This window comes from Legionella feeleii (genome assembly GCF_001467625.1).
Classification (GTDB): Bacteria; Pseudomonadota; Gammaproteobacteria; order Legionellales; family Legionellaceae; genus Tatlockia; species Tatlockia feeleii.
The window spans coordinates 1-25,183 of the sequence record NZ_LNYB01000049.1 but is presented as its reverse complement, the minus strand read 5'-3'; the positions used below and the strand labels follow the sequence as shown (position 1 = coordinate 25,183).

The following is a 25,183-nucleotide window of genomic DNA, read 5'->3' as shown; positions in this document are numbered from 1 at the left end:
ACGCAAGGAATTAATGATGCCTGAATATAATATTCGACTTTTATGGGAACGTGGAGCGGAGGATTTTAACTATCAAACCTACAGTCGTAAACATACCGTATTTTTTTATGGCGGACCCAAACTGGAAGTCAATTCATCGCCCCATTTTATGCGTAATCCCCAATTTCATTGCCCGGAAGAGTTACTGACTGCTTCTCTCTCAAGTTGTTTTCTCCTTACTTTTTTATCTCTTTGTGCAAAGGAAGGATATACTGTCGATAGCTATTCTGATCGGGCTACTTGCACCATTGATGAAATTAATCATACCGTTTCACACATTGTTCTCTCCCCCGTCGTGTCTTTTAAAAAAGAAAATATACCTGACAAAAAAGCAATGGAGAAACTTTTTGAGGTAACGCACAGTCTTTGTTTTATTGCTAATTCACTTAAATCAAGCATTACAGTGAAAGCCAAACTTGCAGATGAAGAATAGACTTCTTCAGAAACTAGCTATAGGGGAGAAGTCTAATAGATAACATCTAGTGGCTCTATTTCTTGGGATCCAATCATGCAAAAGGACTTAAAAAGGATATTAGTGCTCCAACCTTCTCAGGCGTTACAAGACTTGCAAAGCTCTTTACAAGGGTTAACGTCCGTTGAAGCTAAAAAACGCCTTAAAAAGTATGGAGCAAATCAAATTGCTACCCAACACCGCTCACATATTTTAGTAGCCCTTTCCCATTCAACGAATCCCTTAGTCATTATATTGATCATTGCTGCATTGATCTCATTTTTTACAGGTAGCCCAATTAACGCCGCTATCATTCTTATCGTAGTCAGTATTAGTATTTGCCTCGATTTTTTTCAAACTCATCGTTCCCTGATAGCAGCAGAAAAATTGCAACAGCATGTCGCAGTAAAAACCACGGTATTACGAAATGGCAGCGAATGTCATTTACCTTGTGGTGAATTAGTTCCCGGGGACGTTATCTGTTTAGCCGCCGGTGATATAGTTCCCGCCGATTGTTTGTTACTTCATTCCAAAGATTTGCACGTACAACAGGCAGCCCTTACGGGAGAATCATTACCTGTGGAAAAGGAATCAACAACGATTTCGATCGTGCCTCAAAATCCTGTTGAGGCAACCAACGCAATCTTTGCAGGTTCTTCCATAGCCAGCGGCAATGCCATTGCATTGGTGCTAACAACAGGGAAAAAAACATTATTCGGCCAAATTGCCCAAGTATTATCTGCAACGCCCTCTCAAACCGAATTCGAAAAAGGAATTTTTCGCTTCGGTTTTTTTATCATGAAAACCGTGATTTTTCTTATTCTTTTTGTCTTCTTAATCAATATTTACTTACATCGCCCAGCACTTGAAGCACTGTTATTTTCGATTGCTTTAGCGGTTGGACTTACACCTGAATTTTTACCCATGATTACAACGATCACTTTAACAGCAGGAGCCTTAAATATGGCAAAGCAAAAAGTGATTGTTAAAAATCTGGCAGCTATCCAGAATTTTGGCAGTATTGATATCTTATGTTCTGATAAGACAGGAACATTAACAAAGGGAGAAATGACTCTAGAGAAATATGTGGATATTTTTGGAAACAAATCAGAATACGTCTTATTGCTAGCCTACCTAAGCAGCTTGTTTAGTACAACGATAAAAAATCCTTTGGACAATGCGCTACTTAATAAATCAGGGATCAATCCTTTGGATGCAGCTATTTTACATCATGAACATCCCGCTCAAAAAGGTTATGAAAAAATTGATGAAATACCCTTTGATTTTGAAAGAAGACGTTCAAGTATTGTCGTTGATAAAAATGGCGTGCACCAAATCATTACGAAAGGTGCTCCTGAAAGCATCATTAAAATTTGCAGGAAATACAGGCTCGATGGAGAAGAGAAAGCCCTCAGTGAGGAAACAGTAAAACAATATTTGCATTTTTTTCAAACTTTAAGCCGGGAAGGATATCGGGTTATAGCAATTGCCTATAGCCTTGCAAAGAAAGAAAGCTATGGGGTAAGGGATGAAGAGGACTTGATTTTAGCTGGTTTTTTAGCTTTCCTGGATCCTCCTCTGGAAGACGCCAGAGAGACTATTGCCGAACTCAGACAGGCAGGTGTAAAGATTAAAATATTGACAGGCGATAATGAGCTGGTTACCCATCATATTTGCAATGAGGTTGGCTTTTTAACCAAGAAAATGCTCACTGGCGAGCAAATAGAAGAAATGTCTGATCTTGCCCTGGCAAAAATTGCAGAAGAAATTGACATTTTTGCACGGGTTTCTCCCCATCAAAAACAACGCATTATTCAAGTGCTCCGGGCAAAAGGGCATGTTGTAGGATACCTGGGAGATGGTATCAACGATGCTCCCTCACTACATAGTGCAGATGTCGGTATCTCTGTTTCGGGCGCCGTTGATGTTGCTCGGGAAACAGCCAATATCATCCTATTAGAACATAATTTAAAAGTTCTATTAAAGGGCATTATGGAGGGAAGAAAATCATTTGGGAATATTATGAAATATTTGATGATGGGAACAAGCTCTAATTTTGGCAACATGCTCAGTATGGCATTCGCTTCCCCATTCCTGCCTTATTTACCCATGAAACCCACACAAATTCTTCTTAATAACCTCCTGTATGATATTTCACAAATCTCTATCCCTACTGATAACGTTGACGAGAGCTTTATTAATAAACCCAAACACTGGGATATCGATATTATACGCCGATTTATGCTTTATATTGGACCTCTTAGTTCTCTTTTTGATTTTATTACTTTTTGGATAATGCTAAGTTATTTTAATGCCTCAGAATCGTTATTCCAGACAGGTTGGTTTGTAGAATCGTTAGCGACTCAAACACTCGTAATTTTTGTCATCCGTACGATTAAATCACCGTTTAAAAGTAAACCAAGCCTTGCCTTGACACTTACCGTTTTAATAGTAGTAACCTTTAGCATCCTTTTACCCTATAGCCCTTTGGCATCTGCATTAGGATTTGTCCCACTTCCAATCTCTTTCTTTATCTTTCTGACACTGGCCACAATGGGTTATCTATCTTTGGTCGAAATGATAAAAAATAAATTAATGTGGCGATGGCAGCAAACAGGGGGATCCTGACCTTTAACCTGTCTACAGGCTGCCTTCAATCTCTCTTGATAGTGGCCGTAATATGCTTTATTCATCAATCAAAACAATACTTTTCCAGCCAATAACAGTGCCGGATCTTCCTTTGCAGGTTTTATTGAAAAACCTAAACTTTTTGCTAAAGCGAGCATAGGCTGATTGGCTGACATAATGATGCCTTCCATGTTCTTTAAATTTTTGGTTTTAGCAACAGACATTAAACTTGTCATCAAGTGACTTCCGATCCCCTTATTTTGCCATTTATCTGCTGTCACCAAAGCAAATTCGCAGGAGGTAAGATCAGGATAGACATAATAATAAGCGATTCCGATAATAGACTCTCGCCCTTTATTTTGAATAACCGCCACCATGGCCATTTCCCGATCATAATCAATTTGTGCTGTTCTCTTAAGCATTTCAGGCGTTAACTCTCGCAACGCCCCCATGAAACGAAAATATTTCGCTTCTGAAGAAAGATGGCGAATAAAATTTTGTTCTAATTTGGCATCTTCAGGCCTGATAGGTCTGATTAAAACCGATGTCCCATCAGCTAATTGCCAATGTGAAATTAAATGAGAAGGATAGGGATGAATTGCAAGATGGCTATAGGGGATGAAAGATGTTTCAAAATTAATAACAATACGGGCATCTACCGCAACAACTTCCTTATCATTAACAATTAACGGATTAATGTCCATTTCTTCAATTTGCGGTAACTCACAAACCATTTCAGAAACACGTAATAACAACTCTTCAATAGCAGTAATATTCACAGCAGGTTTATTGCGAAATTCTCCCAGCAGTTTTGCAATCCGTGTACGAGCAATCAAATTTTTAATTAGATAGTTATTTAATGGAGGCAACGCAATCGCCCGGTCTTGCATAATCTCGATTAAACTCCCCCCGGCTCCAAAATTAATCGTTGGTCCAAATACAGGATCTTTTATAATACCTACCATTAGTTCACGATCATTAGAGGTTTTATACATCGGTTCTACAGTTACACCAATTATTCTGGCAGTAGGCATCTTTTTTTGAGCACGTTCAATTAACTGATAAAAAAAAGTTCGTACCGCTTCTGCATTGGTGATATTAAGTTGAACCCCGGAAACATCCTGCTTATGGGTGATATCCGGTGAGTGAATTTTCATAACAACAGGAAATCCCAGTGATTCTGCAGCGACTAATGCTTCTGTGGCTGTATGGGCAAGTATTGTTTGCGTAATTGGGATGCCAAAAGCGCGCAAGATTGCTTTGGATTCAGTAGCAGTGAGTATTTTACGATGTTCGGCAACCGCACTTTCTATGATAAGTTGGGCACCACTGATATCAGGTTGACTCTGGTAAGAAAGAGGCTCAGGCACCTGTAATAATAATTGTTGGTTATGATAATAGTTCGCCAAATAAGAAAATGCATCTACAGCCACTTCAGGAGTATTGAAAGAAGGAATTTTATGTTTTGCAAAGAGATTATTTGCTTCTCCAACCTGGGTCTTACCCATCCAGCACGTTAAAATAGGTTTCTCGCTTTGGCGAATTATTTCACTGACTTGTTCTGCTACTCTAAGCGGCTCTGACATAGCGACGGGAACAAGAATTATTAATAACCCATCACAATTTTCATCTTTTAGACAGGCCTTGATAACCTGCTGATAGCGCTCCGGGGTAGCATCACCTAAAATATCAATCGGATTTCGGTGAGACCAATGGCTAGGAAGGATGGAATCAAGATAGGAAATCGTCTCATCAGTTAATTCGGATAAAGGAATATTAAGATCGGCAGCCCGATCAGCTGCCATGACTCCAGCACCGCCACCATTAGTAATAATCGTTAATTGGTTACCCTTGGCACGGCAAGAATTTGAAAAAACCTCTGCTGCTGAAAATAGTTCTTTTATGCTGTTTACCCGCACTACCCCTGCTCGGCGTAAAGCAGCATCAAAGACATCGTCTGCACCTATCATTGCGCCTGTATGAGAAATTGCAGCACGAGCCCCCTGAGAATGTCGACCGGCTTTGATAGCAATGACTGGCTTTAGTCGTGAAGCAGCACGAAGCCCGCTCATAAACTTGCGGGCATTCTTAATTCCCTCAATGTAGAGCAAAATACAATCTGTCTTCTGATCAAGGGCTAAATAATCTAATAATTCACCAAAACCAATATCTGCACAATTTCCTAGTGAAACAACGGTAGAAAATCCAACCTGTTCTTCAAAAGCCCAATCTAATATTGCCGCACACAGAGCCCCAGATTGAGAAATGAACGCTAAGTTTCCAGATAAAACCGGACTATTTTCAAACGTTGCATTTAAACCAATTGAAGGGCGCCTGCCCCCCAGGCAGTTAGGGCCAACAAAACGAATTTTAAATTGTTTTGCTAAATCAATGACCGTTTGTTCTAGCTCTTTGCCCTCTGCATTTGCTTCACCAAACCCCGCCGAAAGAATAATCGCATGGCGTACATTTTTTTCACCACATTCAATCATTATTTGAGGCACTACAGCAGCAGGGGTTACAATGACAGCAAGATCAACAGGATGATTAATTTCTTTTATGGAAGGAAAACAAGGGTTACCTTGAACTGTCTTATATTTAGGATTGACGGGAAAAATCGGCCCTGAAAAATCAGCAAGTAAATTAGTAAAAACTTTAGCGCCAACGGATAGGGGCTTATCACTTGCCCCTATCACTGCAATTGAACCAGGGTTAAACATCCTATATAAAAAATGCTCTTCCATAAGATTCCTTCATGTTTACTTTCGAGTTAGGTGATGCACTGCGCATTCATACTCTTATTCTTATCCAGTGAACACCACTTTGTCCAAGTAATTTGGGATCTCACAATGCCAGCCTAATTCAGCTTCAATATGCTGTTTTAACGCCATAGACGCCTGTGGCTCTCCATGGGTTAAAAATATTTTTTGAGGTGATTTTTTAAAATGCCTTAACCACGTTAAAATTTCCTGATAATCAGCATGTGCTGAAGCATTATTAAGTATGGCTATTTGAGCATTGACCGGAATCATCTGCCCATGGACTTTGATTGTTTGAGCATGATGTAATAGCTTCTCCCCGCGAGTTCCTGCCGCTTGAAAGCCAGTCATTAAGATTGTATTTCGATAATCAGGAGCAATGGCTTTTAAATGATGAAGTACACGCCCGCCGGTCATCATACCACTGGCTGAAATAATAATTTTAGGCATGGCGTGATGGTTCAATGCGATGGATTCTTCGACTGTTCTTACATAAGTTGCAACACGACAAACATTAAGGCATTCCTCTCGCGTAAGTTGATGCTCATCCCGATTATCAAGCAATATCTCAGTTGCATCGATTGCCATTGGACTATCAAGAAAAATCGGCAAATCCGGAATCTTTTTTTCCTTTTTAAGCTGGTATAAATAATACAATATATTTTGGGCTCGCCCTACCGCAAAGGCGGGAATGAGAACCGACCCTCCCCGTTTTATGGTTGTGTTTACAATCTCTGCGATACCTTCTGCTGGATTAGTTTTATCGTGCAAACGATCGCCATAAGTCGACTCAAGAATTAAATAATTAGCTGCCGTGATGATTTCAGCCGGCCTCATAATCGGATCATGTAAACGGCCAATATCCCCGCTGAATAATACTTTGGTATCTTGATTTTCTACTTGAATGAACGAGGAACCGAGAATATGGCCTGCGCGATGCCAACTGAAATAGCAATCATCTAACAAAGGATAAGGTTTATTATAATCGACTATTACAAATTGCTTTAAACACTCGAGCGCATCTTCTTGTGTGTATAAGGGCCGTGCGGGATGATGTTTGCTATAACCATATTTATTCGCGCGCTTGGCATCTTCTTCTTGTAAATACCCGCTATCAGGCAACAAAATAGCACATAACTCCCTCGTAGCTTTTGTAGCATAGATAGGCCCTGTAAATCCGTTTTTTACGAGTAGCGGTAAGTAGCCACTGTGATCAATGTGGGCGTGCGTAATAACCACAGCATCTAAAGAAGAAGGATGCAAAGGTAAAGGACTCCAGTTTCTTAACCGAAGATCTTTTAATCCTTGAAACAAACCACAATCAACAAGTACTTTTTTATTCTCTAGCTCAAGTAAATACTTTGAACCAGTCACGGTCCCTGTAGCACCTAGGAAAGTAAGCTGCATTTGCCAACCCTTTGTTTTTGAATTATTAAATTATAGTGTATACATAGAGTGCTTTTATTGAATTTTCAGATATGTTTATAGTTAATACCACTATTTAGTGGTAATGATGCAAAGAAAATTGATGTGGCGATGACCTTAGCATTAATATTTAGCTATTAACAGCTATTTTTAAGCAATGGGATTGTGTAATTTATAAACCTTCAAAGATCGTCCATTAATCTAACCAAGGAAACCATTGTTGGATAATCACTCGACCAGGCTCAAATTAGTGAGGTTAGGAATTGACTCACTGCAAGAATTTATTGTTTTTCTCCATGTGGATTGCTTTATTTGTAAATCAGAAGGATTTGATGCCTTAACTCAAGTGGTGGTTTCCTTTAACAATACCTCACTAGTTGCAATGGTGCATATTGTCCAATCCGATATACTAAAAAGCTGTGAGGCCAGTTTGTCAGAAAGTGCTTGGCAACGGTTAGGCGTCAAGGAAGGCGATGATATCGACTTATCACATCTCACGCCTGTTACCTCATTAAGTTTTGTGCGTTCTAAAATCTACGGCAATGAGCTGTCCGCATTTGAATTGGAAGCCATCGTTAATGATGTTGTTTCCGGGAAATATTCGAATATTCATTTAGCCAGTTTCATCACATCCTGCGCCCGCAATAATTTAAGTATTAAAGAGATCATTTATTTAACGCAGGCAATGGTGAAAACAGGGGAACAATTGAAGTGGGATTCTCCTGTCGTTGTGGATAAACATAGTGTTGGCGGAATTCCTGGTAATAGAACAACGCCTATCGTGGTTGCAATTGTAGCCGCAGCAGGACTCATCATACCCAAGTCCTCTTCACGCGCAATTACTTCCCCGGCTGGTACCGCCGATACGGTTGAAACCATGACCGCTGTAAATTTAACCGCAAAGAAAATAAAAGAAGTAGTGGCTCAGGAAGGCGGGTGTATGGTCTGGGGCGGTTCCCTGGGTTTAAGTCCTGCAGACGATATTATTATCAAAGTTGAACGCATGTTAGATCTTGATCCAGAAGGACAGATGATTGCATCGGTGCTTTCAAAAAAAGCAGCTATCGGAGCCACTCACGTTCTTATTGATATACCTGTTGGCCCCACAGCAAAAATCCGTTCGGAAGCGGCGTTTTTACAACTTAAAGACTATTTTTCCATTGTAGGTAAAGCCATAGGGCTTCATATTTTTCCAGTAAAGACAGATGGAAGCCAACCCCTGGGGCTAGGAATTGGTCCAGCATTAGAAGCAAAAGATATCCTGGCTATTTTAGAAAATAAAACAGAGGCGCCAACTGATTTGAAAAACAAGGCGATTACACTGGCTGCAACTATCTTGGCATTCGGAAAAGGAATGCCTTATAGTCAAGGGGAACAATTAGCAAAACAGCTATTAGAAAACGGCTCTGCGCTAAAAAAATTTTTAGCAATTTGTAACGCCCAAGGAGGATTTAAAGAACCACCAACAGCCCCCCTCACACAGGATATTGTTGCCGTACAGGCCGGGGTGGTATCCGAAATTGATAACAGAAACCTCGCCAAAGTGGCAAAATTAGCTGGAGCGCCTTTTGATCCAGCGGCTGGAATTGAGTTTTTTGCAAAAATAGGAACCTATGTAGAACCAGGACAACTATTGTATCGGATCCATGCCGAATCAAGAGGAGCCTTGAACTATTCACTTTCTTACGCTCAATCAATTCCTGCTATTGTTAAAATAAAATAAGAGCGATTGACAATCCGATGACAAAACGTATTATTTTTATTAAATATAAAGTGAAAAATAAGACCTATAATTCTAGCTATTAGGAAAGAACTGCCCTTAACAGGAAAAAATAATTATCCAGGAGTAATTATGGCAAGCTCGGAATCAATTAAAGATAAAATTTCAATAGATATAATGGATGCCATCTATAAACGACACGCTGTTCGTAATTATCTCCCCAAAAAAGTTGACTCCAGCATTATCCATAAATTACTGGATGCTGCTGTACATGCACCTACCGCGCTTCATGAAGAGCCAAGGGCATTTGCAGTGATTCAGAATAAGGATATCTTGGATCGTTTGTCAGCGAGCGCGAAAGCTTTATTGGCTGACGAAGCGAAGAATAGCAAATCACAACAAACAAAACATATCCTTGATGTGGCAACACAAAAAGAATTCAGCATATTTTATAATGCAAGTACTTTAATCGTTATATATGGGACTTTTGAAGGGCCCTTTATTGCAGCAGACTGCTGGTTAGCTGCGGAAAATTTAATGCTTTCAGCGCTTGCATTTGGCCTTGCTTCATGCGTCATTGGCTTTGCCGTTTCGGCCTTGAATTTGCCTGAATGGAAAGCCGAATTAGGAATTCCAGAAGGGATGACAGCAATAGCTCCGATGATTGTAGGATGGCCAGCAGAAAATACGTTGCCCTCCTCTCATAAACCAACAACAATTCTCACATGGAAATAATACTAACTTATTCACGTTCGGAATATTTGGTGGTTTTTCTTCAAATAAAGTAGAAATACCCATAGGCGACCTAAGGATGTTATGATTCCAGTCTGAAAAAATTTGGTGCCCTAAACAATTAGCGAATGGGCTGAATACCATGCAATTTAGTCTTCATGATTTTTTTTCGTGTAGGTCAGGCCGCTGGCTTATGGCCTGAACCCTGGTTTTAGTAAATTACATACTGTGTTGAGTTTCTCGCCTGTTTTGTTCTGGCTCTTCAAGTTCTTTTAAGTTAAACCAATGGTTCAGAACATCTGCAGCATTTGCTGCGCCTGGAATCGTAGAGGGAAGCGCAGTGATTGTCTTAAATAAAGCATCGAATCCTCTGTAGGTATTTAACGCTACAACAACTGTTTTGACAGTCTCGGGAACTTGTTTACACATTAACGTTACGGCAGTCAGGGCGTGGATAGAAATATCGATTGCATACTCAGAAAGATCGGCTTCAGGGTCATTCCACAATGAATACAAAACTGCTAAACCTGTAAGGCCATTATAAATAATACAGAAGTTCTTCAACGTGATAGATGACTTTACATCCTTAAAAAATCCCAACATTATTTCCTCCTTAATAAACCAATTTCCCCAATAAATTATCATTGTTTTTAATAAATTACAGCAAAGATCGCCAGGTCAACAGCTGCCTTAAGATTGTTGCAGACAAGCCTCGATACCCTAGCACTGAAAAATTAACTAGTAGCAGATTGGCCATGAACCAGGCCCGAAAGTTGTTGCTGAAGGCGTTAAAACCCAAGGAGTAACTTCAGTTTTTACAAAGAGCCAAACCATTGGACCGAGGTCAAGACAGGTAGTTTATACGAAAACGAGAGATCTCAATTACCAGCTGGATTGCCATGCAGGCAATCCAGTCGATAAACTAATTTTTATTTCAATACCAACAATCCAACTTACTAACTGAAAGAAGACTCAGTGACATAGGAAGGAGGAAATTGAGAAGTTGGCTGATAAGGCGCTGTAGGCTGAGGATACAGCGGTGTTGGTTGATAAAACGCTCCATAGGTAGGTGGCATATACACTGGCGGTTGTTGAACAAACACAAAAGCAAGCGTCGATTCCTGAGCAGATTTCGCTTTCTGCGCGAGTTCTGGAACTACTATTCCAGCAAAAACGCTGATCTCCCTTATTTGGCTACCAATGGAAAATCTAGCATTTTGGTTCATTTCGGTGATTCCTACTGCGGTAGTGATCCCACCTGCAACCATTAAACCCAGACTCAGAATAAAGCCAGCAAAGCATCCAGCACTAGCCATCATACATAAACCTGTGACTGCAATGAGAGCACCAACTAGGGTCGTAAAAGCGCCTCCCATCGTATTGATAGCGCCTCTAATTGCATTTGATACTGGATATTGCTGCAGCGTTTCTGTTAAATAAGTTACTTTGGCAGCAAACAGACCTAGTGTCTGCTCGTTAGGCGTTTTTAAAGCGGCTGTCGCTTTATCTACCAGGTCATCCCAGAAGCCATGTTCAAAAAACAACTCACCATAAGTCTCGCTAACAATAGCCTTTAATTCCTCAACACTCTGGATGAAATTCCGACCATGAACAGCAATCTGAGATTTTTTGCGTCTTTCTGCAATACTCATCTGTTGGGACTGCCAAGTCGCAGCATTTTTTTGTGCTTTAAGCTCGGTTTGGAAGGCAGTACGGGTATGTGTCCCTACCATATCATTTCTCCTCAACTATAGGGGAACTAAAATAAATGAAAAGAATTCTAGCATAACCCCCTTTCTATCGGTAGCATTTAATCCTCTGTTTGAATACGCTTGGTTACTATGAAAGAAATTATTCTGGCCACTAGCAATAAAGGTAAAATTGCCGAATTAGAGGCTATACTTGCTCCCTGGCATTGCATTTCCCAATCCACTTTAGGAATAGAGAGCCCCGAAGAAACAGGCTTAAGCTTTGTCGAAAATGCCATTTTAAAAGCAAGACATGCCAGTCGTTTAAGCAATAAACCCGCTCTGGCAGATGATTCCGGTTTGGTGGTGCCCATCTTAAACGGCGAGCCGGGAATTTATTCAGCACGTTATGCTGGTATTGATGCTAGTGATGCGGACAATATTGCTTTATTATTAACCAAACTTGGAGCAACAACCGAGCGAGAAGCTTATTTCTATTGTGCGATTGCCTTGGTGCAACACACTAATGACCCCACTCCCCTTATTGCCACTGGAAAATTACTTGGCAGGATTGCCAATGCGCCTGCGGGCGAACAGGGCTTCGGCTATGATCCTGTTTTTTACATACCTACCCATCAATGCACAGTAGCGCAATTGCCTACTACTATTAAAAATACGATTAGCCACCGTGCTCAAGCTCTGAAACAACTCCACTCTCAATTTTGATGTGACAAGACTATGGACGAGAATAACGACACCTTATTTCTGGAAGCTTATCAATTACAACGGGAAGGTAAACTTCCGCAGGCTATTTCGCTTTATGAAAAACTGCTGCAACTTACCCCCAAACATGGACAGGCCTTGCGTTTTCTTGGCCTTGCCTATGCGCAACTGGGAGATATGGATACCGCTATTGATTTTTTACAGCAAGCCTTGAGCCTGCAACCTGAGGATGCCAGTCTATACAATAATCTGGCCAATGCTTATAAAAATTCGCATCAACTGGATAACGCTATTCTTTATTACCAGAAGGCAATCCAACTGGCTCCTGACTACGCTCAGGCACAGCATAATTTGGCTACCGTCTATGCTTTGCAAAATGAATACACGAAGGCACTTCATCATTATCGTCTGGCAGTCCATGCTGAGCCTGATTTTACTGCTGCCCATTTTAATTTGGGCTTACTATTACTTCAAAACAATGAATTAGCGGCTGCAAAAACGCAATTCAAGAATGTTTTAGCACTACACCCCGACCATCTGGAAGCACAATTTTATCTGGGTGTACTGTATCTGGAAGCCAATTTACTGGAAGAAGCAGAACAGGCTTTTGAGAACGTGCTCGAACAAGACAAACACCATGTTCAAGCCTTAACTAACCTGGGTGTGATCGCACTCAAACGTGAGCAGGGTCAACTAGCAGTAAGTTATTTCACCAATGCGTTAGCTATTGATAATAATCATCTGGATGCCCGCAATAATTTAGCAGCAACTTTTATGCACCATGATCGTTTTGAAAATGCGCTCATGCATTACGATGTGTTACTTAAAGAAGAATCTGACAATATTGAGTACTTGTATAATTCCGGCGTTGCACAAATGGCGCTTGGACATCTGAGTGAAGCAACCAGTCATTTTGAAAAAATTTTAGAATTAAAGCCGGACCATTTTGCCGCACTTAATAATTTAGCCGCTATCTATATTCGACTTGAGGATAAAGAACATGCCCGTACTTTGCTGGAAAGGGCGGTTGCTGCCAATCCAGACGATAAAGCCAGCCAGCATATGCTTCATGCACTTGCTACTGATGAATTAAACCCACCAACCTGCCCGGAATATGCTTCTAATTTATTTAATAATTACGCCTTGTACTATGATCAGCATTTGCAGGGTCAATTAAACTATTCTCTCCCCCAACAAATCGCTCAACTACTTCATCATTTAAATCTTTATAAATTAAATGAGGTGATTGATTTAGGCTGCGGGACTGGTTTAACAGGGGTCGTGTTGCGCGAAATTAGTGAGCATTTAACGGGTGTTGATATTGCGGCAAAAATGCTAACCCAGGCACGGGAAAAAGGAATTTACGATAAGCTGGTGGAAACGGAATTAGAGACCTTTTTGAAAAAGAATAAACATCATTATGACTTGGCCGTTGCAGCCGATGTACTGCCTTATTTTGGAAAGCTTGATGAATTATTTACTGCCATCGCCAGCCGACTCAAGCCCGAAGGCCATTTTATCTTTACCGTCGAAATCTCCGAAGATAAACCCTGGCAGTTACAAACCAGTGCTCGTTTCAGCCATCATGTTGATTATATTAGCCAATTATGTACTCAGCTCGACTTGCAGATCATTCAGCAGGAAAAGGTCATCGCCAGACGGCAGCATCAGGAAGCCTTAGCTGTAATGCTGTTTGCCGTGCGTAAGTCGCCTTAGAAATTTTATTCGACGGCATTAAACGACATTCCTTTCTCCCTGTTTTATTAAGATCCATGTTTACGAGACAACTAAATTCCCCCGACAACAGCATCAAAAGACTTTGCCTCTGATGCTGTTTATCGTGCAGGAAAACTACATAACAATACAGTCAAACTTGTCTTCTGACTCCTCTGTGGGTAAACCTTCTTGAGGTTCAGGCCTTCTATACAAGGGATGGCGATCAGCAAGCACTGTAGCGATAAGTAAGTGACTAAAGAGTCTTTCTGCTGCTTCCATTTGCTCCCTTGCTTCTCTTTCGTCTTCTACAGCCTTATTATAAGCAGATTGTTCTTCTGGACTTAGCGTTGTTGCCTCTTCATAGAGCTCTTCTGTGCTGCTATTTTTATATCCACTATAATAAATAGCAAATTTTTGGACGATTTCCTCAACTTCCTTTTTATCCACAAAAAATTGATATTTTTCAATCACATTGCTCCCTTCTTGCTGCTGGGCAAACATGTTATTGATGTATGCAGAAAAACGATCTGGTGTAATTTCAGAAGCAAACTCGCTGTGACAATGCATAACTTCTGTCTCTTTTTCGTGGGTATGATCTTTCTTGATGTGGGGAGCGTCTGGACCTCTTACCGGTTCAGCAATATAACCAGGCATTGTTGTGATGAAATGTGCTTGTAAATCGAGCCAATTATCTCTCACTGTGTCGGCAATGTCGTAGGGACCCGCAAAATATACATTTATCGTATTTTTCACCGCTTGAACTTTAATTGACACGCCCCTCGAGGGTTTGGCTAACTCTATGTTAAAAGGCATTTCTTACTCCATTATTATTAATTTGCGATGACAATAACGGAGAAAAATTAAGGCAACCTTAAGAAGATCCAGGTGACAGAGATAATTCTTTTATAAGCACTGTAGATAAATGTACTACAGTGCCAGACGAGATAATTAGAATGACACAACCAGGTTTTTATTCACTAGCTGCAACTGAGTCTTGAATAGACTCTGAATTTGCTCAAGACTAGCCTTATCTTTCGCTTCAAAACGCGCTACCAGGCAAGGGGTTGTATTAGAAGCCCGTAATAACCCCCAACCATGGGCAAATTCAACCCGTAAACCATCTATAGTAATTACCTGAGCTTCAGGAAATTTAGCCTGCTCACTGAAACGTTGCATGAAAGTAAATTTCTCTTCTTCAGCGATGGGAATCTTGATTTCAGGGGTGTTAACGCTATTAGGAACAGCATCAAATTGCTCGCTCACTGTTTGCGGGCTTGCACTGATAATTTCTAATAAACGGCAAGCGCTATAAAGTGCATCATCAAAACCATACCAGCGATCTTTAAAGAAAATGTGTCCACTCATTTCACCAGCCAAGGCGGCTTGCTCTTCTTTCATCACGGCCTTTACGATGGAGTGCCCTGTAGGGCACATCCTGGCAATACCACCCGCTGCTCGAACGACTTCAGCCAGATGACTTGAGCACTTCACATCATAAACGATGGTTGCCTCTTTATTGCGGCTTAAAACATCACGCGCATAGAGCATTAACAAACGGTCTGGCCAAATGACTTCACCCAAATTGCTAATGACTCCCAAACGATCCGCATCACCATCAAAAGCTAAACCGATATCTGCCTGATGGTGTGCAACCATTGCTTTTAGATCAACCAGATTTGCTTCTATGGTTGGATCGGGATGATGGTTAGGAAAACGACCATCTACTTCACAATACAAGGGAATGACGTCACAACCTAACGCGGTGATGACCTGGGGAATAATGGGGCCGGCAATGCCATTACCACAATCGACCACTACTTTTAAACGGCGTTGCAGTTTAATATCGCTAATAATACGGTTTGTATAATCGTTCATGATATCGAACGACTCGGCTTTACCAACACCATCCTGACGCGTACCGGCTGTCACCAACTCGTAAAGTTGATCAATATCTGACTGCACTAGCGTTTTACCAGCCAATACCATTTTTATACCATTGTAATCGGATGGATTATGGCTGCCTGTTACCATCAGGCCGCAATCTATACCCTCATGAGTACAGGTTGCGTAATACATGACTGGTGTAGCTACGGCACCTAAATCGACTACCGTAATACCACTAGCCAGAAGGCCTTCTTTTAACGCATTCGCTAAATTGGCACTCGTTAAACGACCATCGCGGGCAACAAAAATTTTACTACGCTGCAAAGCATGCAAACGGCAGCTAATTGCACGTCCAATACTGTAAAAAGCATTCTCATCCAGTTGCTTACCAATCACACCACGAATATCGTAGGCTCTGAAAACAGAACGTTCAACCTGCCTTTGACTATAAGCCATTAATGTCTCCCGGAACTACCAAAGCCGCCTTGGCCACGACTACTTTCTGTAAACGAATCAACCACAGTAAAACCAGCACGCACCACGGGTAAAAAAACCAGCTGGGCAATACGCTCTCCTGGATTCACGGTAAAATGTTCCTGATTACGATTCCAACAGGAAATTTTTAGCTCCCCTTGATAATCAGAATCAATCAAACCAACCAAATTACCCAAAACAATCCCGTGCTTATGCCCCAAGCCTGAACGCGGTAAAATAACAGCAGCCAAATTGGGATCAGCAATATATATAGCAAGCCCTGTGGGCAGCAAAACCGTTTCTTGTGGCCCAATCTGCAGGGGCTCATCAATACAAACACGCAAATCTAACCCTGCCGAACCCATCGTTGCATAGCTGGGCAGCGGGATACTGTTACCTACACGAGGATCGAGAATTTTTAATTGAATGGCTTGTTCCATGGTATTCCCCTAATTTTTAATGCCAGCATTTTGAAGATTTGCTGCCAGAATTGCAATAATTTGCCCTGCAAGTCTGGTTTTATGGGTCAACGGCAATTCGGTTTGTCCTTTTGCAGTCAACACGGTTACCTGATTGGAATCACTATCAAACCCTAAACCGCCACCGACCTGATTCGCAATGATCATATCAAGTTTTTTAGCACACAATTTGTCTTTCGCGTGCTTGACTACCTCTGTCGTTTCAGCGGCAAAGCCTACCACATAGGATGCCTTACCACTTGCTGCAACTGCCGCAAGAATATCCGGATTCGCCTTGAGGTGAAGGGTTAGTTCTTTTTTATCCTGCCTTTTAATTTTCTCTTGCGCCGGTGTCTGCAGACCATAATCCGCTACAGCAGCCGTCGCAATAAAAATCATACCGGTCTGCAAGTGGTGCATCACTGACTCATACATCGCTTGTGCAGAATCAACGCAATCACACAACACGCCAGGAGGCGGCACTAAAGAAGTAGGTCCGGAGATTAAAGTAACCTGCGCACCCGCTAAACAGGCGGCTTGTGCAAGGGCATAACCCATTTTCCCAGAACTATGGTTACTGACATAACGCACGGGATCAATTGCCTCACGCGTGGGGCCCGCTGTAATCAACACGTGTTTACCTTGTAATAGCTGACTCACCTGATGTAAGCGTAATGCATTGATAATATTATCTATTTCGCTCAAACGCCCAAATCCATGTTCGCCACAGGCCTGTGAACCTTCCTCAGGACCTACCAAAATAACACCCCGTTGAGACAATAGTTCGCAATTAGCTTGCGTAGCAGGGTGTAACCACATACTTTTATTCATGGCTGGACAAACAATAACCGGTGTTTCTGCAACCAAATACAGCGTAGTTAATAAATCATCAGCAAGGCCGTTTGCCATCTTCGCCAGACAATTGGCAGAAGCGGGGGCGATTAACAGGTAATCAGCCCAGCGCGCTAACTCAATATGCCCCATGGCGCGTTCTGCTTGCTGATCAAATAAATCAACCCGGACATCATGACCACTCAAGGCTTGTAAGGTTAGCGGTGTTATAAATTGCTGCGCGGATTCTGTCATAACGACACGAATCTCCGCTCCCAAACGACTCAATTCACGCACAAGATAGGCCGACTTATAAGCCGCAATACCTCCGCAGATCCCAAGAACAATTTTTTTATTGGCAAAATCTTGCATGGCTTTTATTTTTTAATCAGAATATCTGCGATCAAACCACAAACCTCGCCATAAAGGAATAACAATAATGACTGGCTCTCGACCAGCACAGCAATTGCGCTTGCGTGAAAAACTATTAACTCAAGGGGTTAAAAGCCTCTCGGATGCCGAATTACTGGCTGTTTTTATCAGTTCGGGCAACAATAAAAAAAGCTGCTTGCAACTCGCGTTTGACTTAATGCACCAACTCGGCGATTTACGCGCTATACTCAACGCCGATCACCATAGCTTCAAACAAATCCAAGGGCTGGGGCTGGTACGTTATCTGCAATTGCAGGCAATTCAGGAGATCTGTCGGCGCAGCGATTTTATCAGCTTACAAAAAAACATTTCGCTGACTGACTCTTATCAAACCTACGCTTATTTGAAACGGCAATTGCGCGATAAAAAAAATGAAATCTTTGTCGCCTTGTTTTTAGATAATCAGCATCGAGTCCTTGCTTATGAAGAATTATTTTCAGGCACAATCAACACAGCGACTATTCATCCCCGCCCTATTGTTGAACGCATACTTAAACTCAATGCTGCGGCCTTAATCCTGGCCCACAATCACCCATCTGGTTTATCCGATGCCAGTCCGCAGGATAGAGAAGTAACTAAACGTCTATGCCATGCCCTGGAATTAGTCGATGCTCGCCTGCTGGATCACTTAGTCGTTGGTGATAATGAAGTGTATTCCATCATGCATGGGATGAAATGGTGTTGCCACTAACAAACAAATTGTGTCAATTTATGGGATTACGATAAGCAGATATTTATAAAAAAGGCTTGGCCATGCTAAAAACACCTGAAGCAAAAATTCATCTTGTTGCCGCCGATTTAAATGATTACCCAAGGCTACAGAATCTGGCACGATTTTACGTCTACGATATGTCGCGATATTGTGGGTTCTTGCCAGGCTGGGATTGCCCTGAGAATGGTCTTTATGAATGTTATGATTGCAAGAAATACTTTACCGAAAAAGAACGCTATCCCTTCCTCATTCGCGTAGATAAAGAACTCGCCGGTTTTGTATTGATTAATAAAGTGGGCACAACGCCGACTGTTGACTGGAACGTAGGTGAATTTTTTGTCATCGCAAAATTTCAACGTCAGGGGGTAGGCCAGCAGATCGCCAAACGAATATGGCAGCAATTTTCAGGAAACTGGGAAGTAGCGGTCATTCCGCAAAATGAGAGGGGATTAAATTTCTGGCGCAATACGATTGGCGAATTTAGTAAAAACCAATTTAGTGAAACTGTAAAGCAGGTATCCTACGACCTTACTAACCCACGTATTATTTTTCATTTTATCGCCCATGAGAGAAATGAATAAAAAAGTTTTACTTAAGTTCTAATCCCTCTATTATGTAACTTACTGATTTCACGCGTGTTGACTTAAGATGAATGGAGTGCATCATCATGGCTGAGGATATCTTGGATGTATTGGTGGTTGGTGCAGGACCTGTGGGTTTATTTTGTGCTAATGAATTAACCCGGCATGGTATACGTTGCCGAATTATCGATAAAAAAGCGGGACTCAGTGATAAATCCAAAGCGCTGGCGATTCATATCCGCACCCTGGACGTTCTGGAGGACTGTGGTTTTATTGAAGAGTTTTTAGCCCAAGGCCTAAAAGTCGACGGGGTTTTACTTAAAGCACATGGAAGATTGCTGGTCGATGTAAATTTCTCTCTTGTAGAAGGCGATCGCCATTATCTTATCGACCTGCCCCAGGATAAAACAGAGCAAATATTATACGCGGAACTTATGGCAAAAGGCTTAAAAGTGGAATGGCAAACCGAGTTAACTGGAATTGAACCCGTTAGCAATCATACCATCGCCACTTTAAAGCAGGCTGATGGAAGCAACGAACAGGTTAATGCTGCCTGGATTATTGCCTGTGACGGCTCTCATAGTACGCTAAGGCATTTGGTTAATGCCGATTTTCTGGGTTCAACTTATAAAGAAGTTTGGTGGCTTGCCGATCTTCTTATTGATTGGAATTTACCAGAAAACAAAATGGCTCTCTTTGTCACCCACCACGGACCTATGGCAGCATTTCCAATGGGGGATAAACGTTATCGACTCGTCCTGGTTGCTCCCGAGGGTTCCACAATAAATGACACCCCTACTATGCAGGATATAGAACAAGCCTTTATACAACGTTGTAGTGAGAGTGCCACCTTATCTAACCCGCTCTGGATTACACAATTCGGTATTCATCACCGACAAATCCAGCAATACCGGCATGGCAGGGTATTTTTTGCAGGGGATGCCGCGCATATTCATAGCCCGATGGGGGGCCAGGGTCTCAATACAGGAATACAAGATATTTATAATTTGATTTGGAAATTGGCCTTGGTAAAAAAAGGCTTGGCACAAGACAGTTTATTGGATAGTTATCACAAGGAACGTTACCCCATCGGCAAAGAAGTATTGAAAAAAACAGACTTTCTGACCAAGCTGATTACTATCAGGAATCCATTCCTTATCTATTCGCGTAATACACTCGTTCGTTTTATTACCTCTTTCAAGTTCGTTAAGCGTTATTTTACAAGGGATATGGCTGAATTATCCATTTCTTATGCCAATAGCCCCATTGTAAAGACCTTGGGCATTCCCACGAAATTTAAAATTGGTGAATTTGCTCCAAATTTCTCATTCACCGATATTCACAGTAAAGAAAAAAAACAATTGCATCAAATGATTCAAGGAACGATGCATCATTTATTCTTGTTCGCCGGGCAAACTAAGAGTCAATTTCCCGCTCTACTTGAAACCGCAGCTCTAATCAATCAGCAGTTTAAAGAAATCATCCAGGTTCATGTGGTGCTATCAGATTCTAATGAGGCACTCCACCTGGACTCTGTCTTAATCGATGACAATCAAGAAGTACACCAACAGTTTGCCATCCAACAAACAACAGCATTGTTAATTCGTCCCGACAAATACATAGGGCTAACACAAGCACCGGTGAACAAAGATAGTTTACTCGCTTATATGAAAACTATTTATATTAGTAAATGAGATATGCTGATTAAATGAATGGCCTTTTTTTCCTCTGGCTAGCCAGTCTAGCCAGATGATCTTAATTAGGACTAGGGTTTGTCTACTCACCTTGGGTATACTAAGAATAGATATTAACTCACTCCTCTAACCATCATGATGACTTTATTGTATCTTTGCTATTTTGCTGTTGGGTTACAAATTGTTTTTAAACCCAATCGCTTTGTAAAATTGCAATTCCTGGTTTGTTTGTTATTGACTACGTTTTGGTTTAACTATCACAGCCACCTGGTGCATCTATGATTACTCAAAACAAGATTCATCGATGGGGTAATTGTTTTGGCCTTATTCTGGTCTGCGCAGTTTTATTGTTTGCCTTTTATGATCAACTATACAACCATGACTTACCCTGCCCGCTTTGCCTCTTACAACGAGCTTGCTTTATAGGTATCGGTCTTTGCTTGTGTATGAATCTCACAACCGGTATTAAAATTTCGCATTATGGGTTAATGACCCTAGCATCGCTTCTGGGACTTGGTATTGCCTTACGTCAAGTGTTTCTCCATGTTGCACCGGGTGATTTAGGTTATGGATCTCCCTTACTTGGCTTGTATCTCTACACCTGGTCTGCGATTGGTTTCGTTGTCATTATCGCTGTAATTGCTATTGCTCAATTATTTGAACAAGAATTTTTAGAAGAAAACAACGCGCCTCCCAGTCGCTGGCTTTATCTACTAATGGGCTTTTTCCTGCTCTTGATTCTTGCTAACGGAATCAGTACATTCATCGAATGTGGCCCTTTTGTTTGTAAATCTAATCCACAACATTATTACTTACTGGATACAATGGCCTAAACCTCTGTCAGGGAAATAATCATGCGTCTTTTAGTTTGCCTCTTCTTTTTTGTCTGCTCCTGCTGCCTCCAGGCAGACACAATGGACCATTACATGAATATCTCTAATAATATCCCGCAAATGGAAATGAAGGCTGATCCGCAAGCCCAGGCATGGGCGAGATCTGCACGAAATGTGCTAATCATTGCCAATGAAAGCATTGCTGAAACCTTAATTCAAGCGAACGAAGCAGCGAAAAGCCATGGTAGAGCATTGTTTTGTCTTCCTCCAGGAACAACTTTAAACGCCATTACCCTCAATGGCATTATTCTGCAAACGTATCGTGAAATCTCAAGTCAACAAAGTGATAAAGATAAAATGACTGTTTCGCAAGTAGCCTGGTTAGGAGTTACCAAGAATTATCCTTGCCCTGCTCAAACTGCCCATGATAATCAAATGCAACATATGAGTGAGCTCTTAGCCCATTAAAACTGTGGTTCATTTGAGTTTTTGAAAAAAAGGAGTTCGCGTTTAAATAATAGTTAAAAAGTGGGGGAACCATGGGCATTCTATCGCATATGATGCAAGAACAACAACCACTGGGCTTTACTGAGAAATTCCCTGTACCAGCAGCCCTGGGAGATCTCTTTACCAAACTTGTTAAAGCCCTGGCGCCGCTCCACAACCCAGCGTCCCAAATTATCTTTAGTGTTGATTCGTTTGATGAATCGCTCGCTGAATTAGGCGTGTACCAAAATGACAAATTTATAAAAAAATTCGAGAAGTATAGAGGCACTCCAAATATAAAAATTTGTCATATGCGCCATTATTCTACTCTTGAAGCAGCTCATTGGCATGCCTTATTCGCTGAAACAGATAAGAGCGGGGCATTTATAAGAATTGTTGCTACGGACTCCCGAACCAATAGTTCAGGCGAGGGGGTCACCGCCCAAAAAGATATTACTAAATATGCTTCACAATACGATCTTAACGTTCAATTTATAAAGGGCGCACAGCAGCCTTTTTCAGTAAAAGCCTGTTGGATATATGCTTTGGCTAATCTAGCCTCTTTTGCTGCTACGGGCTTTGAATATAAACCGAAAACGCCTCATCTCGGTAAGGAATTAAGCGGACTCATTGAAACAAGGAAAGAATTAACTTTTTTTAACCCATCTAAAGCGAGCAACGTAGTAATCCCAACCCCGGTTGAAACGAGTTACCAATTCTCTTGGGAAAAAGGGGCAGGATATGGTTTGGTCATGCTCGCCGTACTCTTGCCGTTAAGCCTGCCAGCCAACCAGTTCATTCTTGCTACCGGGATCGCCCTTGCGCTATTGGGAGCCGCCTTATTGCTTATAGATTTTTACAACGGAGTTAAAGAAGAATTGCCCATACTTTCGAAATGCTTGCTTTAAATACCAGCCTTCAAACACTGAAAGCTGGTTGATATACCTAATTGCTAAACTCTTCAAACGCCTCCAGCGCTTCAGCAGCGTACATTAATGAGGGCCCCCCTCCCATATAAACAGCCATGCCTAAAGTTTCCATCAACTCTTCGCGAGTCGTTTGCAATTTCACTAGCGCCTGGGAATGAAAACCTATGCATCCTGGGCAACGATTAGCAACCGCCAAAGCCATTGCAATTAATTCTTTAGTCTTTTTATCCAAAACCCCATCTTTTGTCGCAGCCTGTGCCAACGAAGAAAAGCCTGCCATCACTTCTGGCATTTCCTTACGCATTTTAGCCAACTGCGTACTAATTCCTTTCGTTATCTCACCAAATTTTTGTGACATTTTTAAACCCCCTTTGTAGATTAGAGCGTGACAAACAGAGAGAATTTTATACCATGCTCGCAAGTTGGGAACAATCAACAGAGCGAAAGAAACAAAATAATTATACCTTTCGCTAGCTAGAGTGCTTATACCTTGATATTCGAGCATCGCAGCGGAGCATACCCATAAGTATGTGAGCAGCGAAGCACAGAAGATCATGGCACAAGTGCCGAGATAGTAGAAATATAGCTGGTCCCTAGTGAAGGGCCATGCTAATAAATACTATTAACAATAACAACGCATAAATTTTTCCATACAAGATATCAGGCATAATTTTACTTAAATAGCCTCCTACCCTTACTCCCAGGGTACTACCAATAAAAATACCGAGTACTGCAGGCCAATAGATATAGCCTGTACTATAGGGTGGAAGATGGGTTTCTTGAGAGCCTGCCAATGCGAAAATAATACTCCCCACCACGCCACTTGGAATAGCAAGAGCATTCGCTAACCCGGATACCTTATTCATCGGGACACGGTAATACCTGAAAAAAGGCACAATAATTACACTGCCACCAATTCCCAACAGTGAGGCAATCGTACCCGTTATGAGACTTAATAGTCTTAACGTGGTTTTACTTGGTTTTCTTGCTACAGATGAACCCTTTTTAAAAAATTCCTGTTTAATTGTGCGTAATAAAACCAATCCTATTAAAGTCATAAAAATATATCTTAACCATTGCGAATCGATCATACTTGCAGTTGATGCACCGATAATGGCACCCAAAATTAACAAAGGCAGCATTTGCTTGAGTAAGGGAATATCTAAATTTTGGCTACGAAAGTGCAACGCTGTGGTATACACCATGTTGATTAACATCAGCATGAGTGAAGTACCAATCGCAACATGCATAGCCAAGTCTATCGCCACACCGTGTAAAGGTAAGAGCCAAAATAAGATAGGGACAACCACAAAGCCACCACCAAAGCCAAACAACATGGCTAGTAAGCCTGTAAACATACCGACAAAGAGATAAATTACAATCATACTGTATAATCCTTGGACCAGCCTAAGCGTTTATGGTAACCTCTGACTGTCAACTTAATGAACAACTTTATGCTTTTGCGTTCTTGATTATCAATGATTTAAATAAGGGTGTACATATGGGTAAATTAACCGCTGCTACAGCTCCTGCTGAGGTAGTTGATCATCTGAGCTCTTTCTTCGATACGCGAGCAAAGGTTTTGGCAGGAGCTGTCTGCCGCCACTGGCGTAACTCAATTCCTCCTGTACAGCGCCTGTTTATCCTTGGCTCCCCAGTATTGGTGCAAACGAAAGAAAGAGAATGGCACACCCCTCTCGCAACAGAAATAGAACAATCATTTGCCAAAATCCCCGAGGACGGCTTCATGGTTTTCCCCAGTGCAGAAGAGGCTTATTTATACGCGCATAATGCTTTTCATCGTCCTCAAGATAACCCCAACTATAATGACGGTATCGCCGGCTCTGGCGTTGTACAACAGTCTTTTTTAGTTTCTCGCTCCAATAGATATGATTCTACGTATTCGTTCGGGCAAATACGGGTTGCATTGAAAGAGAAAATTAATTTAGAGGGTTTAGGTTAAAGGGCAAGAGAGCCCTATAGTCTTC

At 41.5% G+C, this 25,183-nt stretch carries 24 protein-coding genes; 14 read left to right on the top strand and 10 right to left on the bottom strand.

Going from position 1 to position 25,183, the window contains the following annotated elements; all coding sequences use genetic code 11:
* The first annotated feature begins 16 nt into the window (after positions 1–16).
* Both Lfee_RS06630 and mgtA read left to right on the top strand, forming a co-directional pair.
* A complete protein-coding gene (locus tag Lfee_RS06630; RefSeq protein WP_058445127.1) occupies positions 17–472 on the top strand; it encodes an OsmC family protein in 456 nt (151 codons plus the stop codon).
* Positions 473–547: 75 nt separating this feature from the next.
* On the top strand, positions 548–3,118 hold the full coding sequence (gene mgtA / locus Lfee_RS06625; RefSeq protein WP_058445125.1) for a magnesium-translocating P-type ATPase: 2,571 nt from the start codon (positions 548–550) through the stop codon (positions 3,116–3,118).
* Between the two features lie 68 nt (positions 3,119–3,186).
* Here mgtA and Lfee_RS06620 read toward each other — a convergent pair whose 3' ends face one another.
* Both Lfee_RS06620 and Lfee_RS06615 read right to left on the bottom strand, forming a co-directional pair.
* Positions 3,187–5,862: a bifunctional acetate--CoA ligase family protein/GNAT family N-acetyltransferase gene (locus Lfee_RS06620; protein ID WP_058445123.1), complete on the bottom strand. Its 2,676-nt coding sequence runs from the start codon at positions 5,860–5,862 to the stop codon at positions 3,187–3,189.
* 60 nt (positions 5,863–5,922) lie between these two features.
* Positions 5,923–7,284: an MBL fold metallo-hydrolase RNA specificity domain-containing protein gene (locus tag Lfee_RS06615; protein WP_058445121.1), complete on the bottom strand. Its 1,362-nt coding sequence runs from the start codon at positions 7,282–7,284 to the stop codon at positions 5,923–5,925.
* Positions 7,285–7,522: 238 nt separating this feature from the next.
* On the opposite strand from Lfee_RS06615, the gene Lfee_RS06610 reads away from it, so the two are divergent.
* Both Lfee_RS06610 and Lfee_RS06605 read left to right on the top strand, forming a co-directional pair.
* A complete protein-coding gene (locus Lfee_RS06610) occupies positions 7,523–9,025 on the top strand; it encodes a thymidine phosphorylase family protein (RefSeq protein WP_058445119.1) in 1,503 nt (500 codons plus the stop codon).
* Positions 9,026–9,154: 129 nt separating this feature from the next.
* Positions 9,155–9,757, top strand: coding sequence for a nitroreductase family protein (locus Lfee_RS06605; protein ID WP_058445117.1), 603 nt, complete (start codon positions 9,155–9,157; stop codon positions 9,755–9,757).
* Positions 9,758–9,973: 216 nt separating this feature from the next.
* Here Lfee_RS06605 and Lfee_RS06600 read toward each other — a convergent pair whose 3' ends face one another.
* Positions 9,974–10,357: a hypothetical protein gene (locus Lfee_RS06600; RefSeq protein WP_058445115.1), complete on the bottom strand. Its 384-nt coding sequence runs from the start codon at positions 10,355–10,357 to the stop codon at positions 9,974–9,976.
* A 353-nt stretch (positions 10,358–10,710) separates the two neighbouring features.
* Positions 10,711–11,487 carry a hypothetical protein gene (locus Lfee_RS06595; protein WP_058445113.1) on the bottom strand — a complete coding sequence of 259 codons (777 nt, stop codon included), beginning with the start codon at positions 11,485–11,487 and terminating at the stop codon, positions 10,711–10,713.
* A gap of 108 nt (positions 11,488–11,595) precedes the next feature.
* Between Lfee_RS06595 and rdgB the strand changes: the two genes are divergently transcribed.
* Both rdgB and Lfee_RS06585 read left to right on the top strand, forming a co-directional pair.
* Entirely contained in the window at positions 11,596–12,168 is a 573-nt protein-coding gene (gene rdgB, locus Lfee_RS06590; protein WP_058445111.1) for an RdgB/HAM1 family non-canonical purine NTP pyrophosphatase, read from the top strand.
* A 12-nt stretch (positions 12,169–12,180) separates the two neighbouring features.
* Positions 12,181–13,881, top strand: coding sequence for a tetratricopeptide repeat protein (locus Lfee_RS06585; RefSeq protein ID WP_058445109.1), 1,701 nt, complete (start codon positions 12,181–12,183; stop codon positions 13,879–13,881).
* Between the two features lie 135 nt (positions 13,882–14,016).
* Here the strand turns inward: Lfee_RS06585 and Lfee_RS06580 are convergent, their stop codons facing one another.
* The 4 genes from Lfee_RS06580 to coaBC all read right to left on the bottom strand — a co-directional run bounded on the left by Lfee_RS06580 (position 14,017) and on the right by coaBC (position 17,900).
* Positions 14,017–14,694 (bottom strand): hypothetical protein, encoded by a 678-nt coding sequence (locus Lfee_RS06580; RefSeq protein ID WP_058445107.1) that lies wholly within the window; start codon positions 14,692–14,694, stop codon positions 14,017–14,019.
* A 135-nt stretch (positions 14,695–14,829) separates the two neighbouring features.
* Positions 14,830–16,221, bottom strand: a complete 1,392-nt coding sequence (locus Lfee_RS06575; RefSeq protein ID WP_058445106.1) for a phosphomannomutase/phosphoglucomutase — start codon at positions 16,219–16,221, stop codon at positions 14,830–14,832.
* Complete coding sequence (gene dut / locus Lfee_RS06570; RefSeq protein ID WP_058445104.1) at positions 16,221–16,679, bottom strand: dUTP diphosphatase; 459 nt, start codon at positions 16,677–16,679, stop codon at positions 16,221–16,223. The genes Lfee_RS06575 and dut overlap by 1 nt, the downstream gene beginning before the upstream one ends.
* 9 nt (positions 16,680–16,688) lie before the next feature.
* Positions 16,689–17,900: a bifunctional phosphopantothenoylcysteine decarboxylase/phosphopantothenate--cysteine ligase CoaBC gene (gene coaBC, locus Lfee_RS06565; protein ID WP_058445102.1), complete on the bottom strand. Its 1,212-nt coding sequence runs from the start codon at positions 17,898–17,900 to the stop codon at positions 16,689–16,691.
* A gap of 67 nt (positions 17,901–17,967) precedes the next feature.
* Here coaBC and radC point away from each other — a divergent pair, with 67 nt between their 5' ends.
* From radC to Lfee_RS06535, 7 genes are all read left to right on the top strand, one after another.
* On the top strand, positions 17,968–18,651 hold the full coding sequence (gene radC / locus Lfee_RS06560) for a RadC family protein (protein ID WP_058445100.1): 684 nt from the start codon (positions 17,968–17,970) through the stop codon (positions 18,649–18,651).
* 62 nt (positions 18,652–18,713) lie between these two features.
* Entirely contained in the window at positions 18,714–19,253 is a 540-nt protein-coding gene (locus Lfee_RS06555) for a GNAT family N-acetyltransferase (RefSeq protein WP_058445098.1), read from the top strand.
* A gap of 86 nt (positions 19,254–19,339) precedes the next feature.
* Positions 19,340–20,947, top strand: a complete 1,608-nt coding sequence (locus Lfee_RS06550; protein WP_058445095.1) for an FAD-dependent monooxygenase — start codon at positions 19,340–19,342, stop codon at positions 20,945–20,947.
* 135 nt (positions 20,948–21,082) lie between these two features.
* Positions 21,083–21,229 (top strand): DUF5993 family protein, encoded by a 147-nt coding sequence (locus Lfee_RS17875; RefSeq protein WP_220270620.1) that lies wholly within the window; start codon positions 21,083–21,085, stop codon positions 21,227–21,229.
* Positions 21,226–21,780 (top strand): disulfide bond formation protein B, encoded by a 555-nt coding sequence (locus Lfee_RS06545; protein ID WP_058445093.1) that lies wholly within the window; start codon positions 21,226–21,228, stop codon positions 21,778–21,780. Before Lfee_RS17875 ends, Lfee_RS06545 begins: the two co-directional genes overlap by 4 nt.
* A gap of 21 nt (positions 21,781–21,801) precedes the next feature.
* Positions 21,802–22,248, top strand: coding sequence for a hypothetical protein (locus Lfee_RS06540; RefSeq protein WP_058445091.1), 447 nt, complete (start codon positions 21,802–21,804; stop codon positions 22,246–22,248).
* A gap of 71 nt (positions 22,249–22,319) precedes the next feature.
* Positions 22,320–23,174 carry a hypothetical protein gene (locus tag Lfee_RS06535; RefSeq protein ID WP_058445089.1) on the top strand — a complete coding sequence of 285 codons (855 nt, stop codon included), beginning with the start codon at positions 22,320–22,322 and terminating at the stop codon, positions 23,172–23,174.
* A gap of 37 nt (positions 23,175–23,211) precedes the next feature.
* On the opposite strand, the gene Lfee_RS06530 is transcribed toward Lfee_RS06535, so the two are convergent.
* Together Lfee_RS06530 and Lfee_RS06525 are read right to left on the bottom strand one after the other, a co-directional pair.
* On the bottom strand, positions 23,212–23,553 hold the full coding sequence (locus Lfee_RS06530) for a carboxymuconolactone decarboxylase family protein (RefSeq protein ID WP_058445087.1): 342 nt from the start codon (positions 23,551–23,553) through the stop codon (positions 23,212–23,214).
* A 235-nt stretch (positions 23,554–23,788) separates the two neighbouring features.
* On the bottom strand, positions 23,789–24,580 hold the full coding sequence (locus tag Lfee_RS06525) for a sulfite exporter TauE/SafE family protein (RefSeq protein ID WP_058445085.1): 792 nt from the start codon (positions 24,578–24,580) through the stop codon (positions 23,789–23,791).
* Between the two features lie 116 nt (positions 24,581–24,696).
* Between Lfee_RS06525 and Lfee_RS06520 the strand changes: the two genes are divergently transcribed.
* Complete coding sequence (locus Lfee_RS06520) at positions 24,697–25,158, top strand: F-box protein (protein ID WP_146751391.1); 462 nt, start codon at positions 24,697–24,699, stop codon at positions 25,156–25,158.
* The last annotated feature ends 25 nt before the right edge of the window (positions 25,159–25,183 follow it).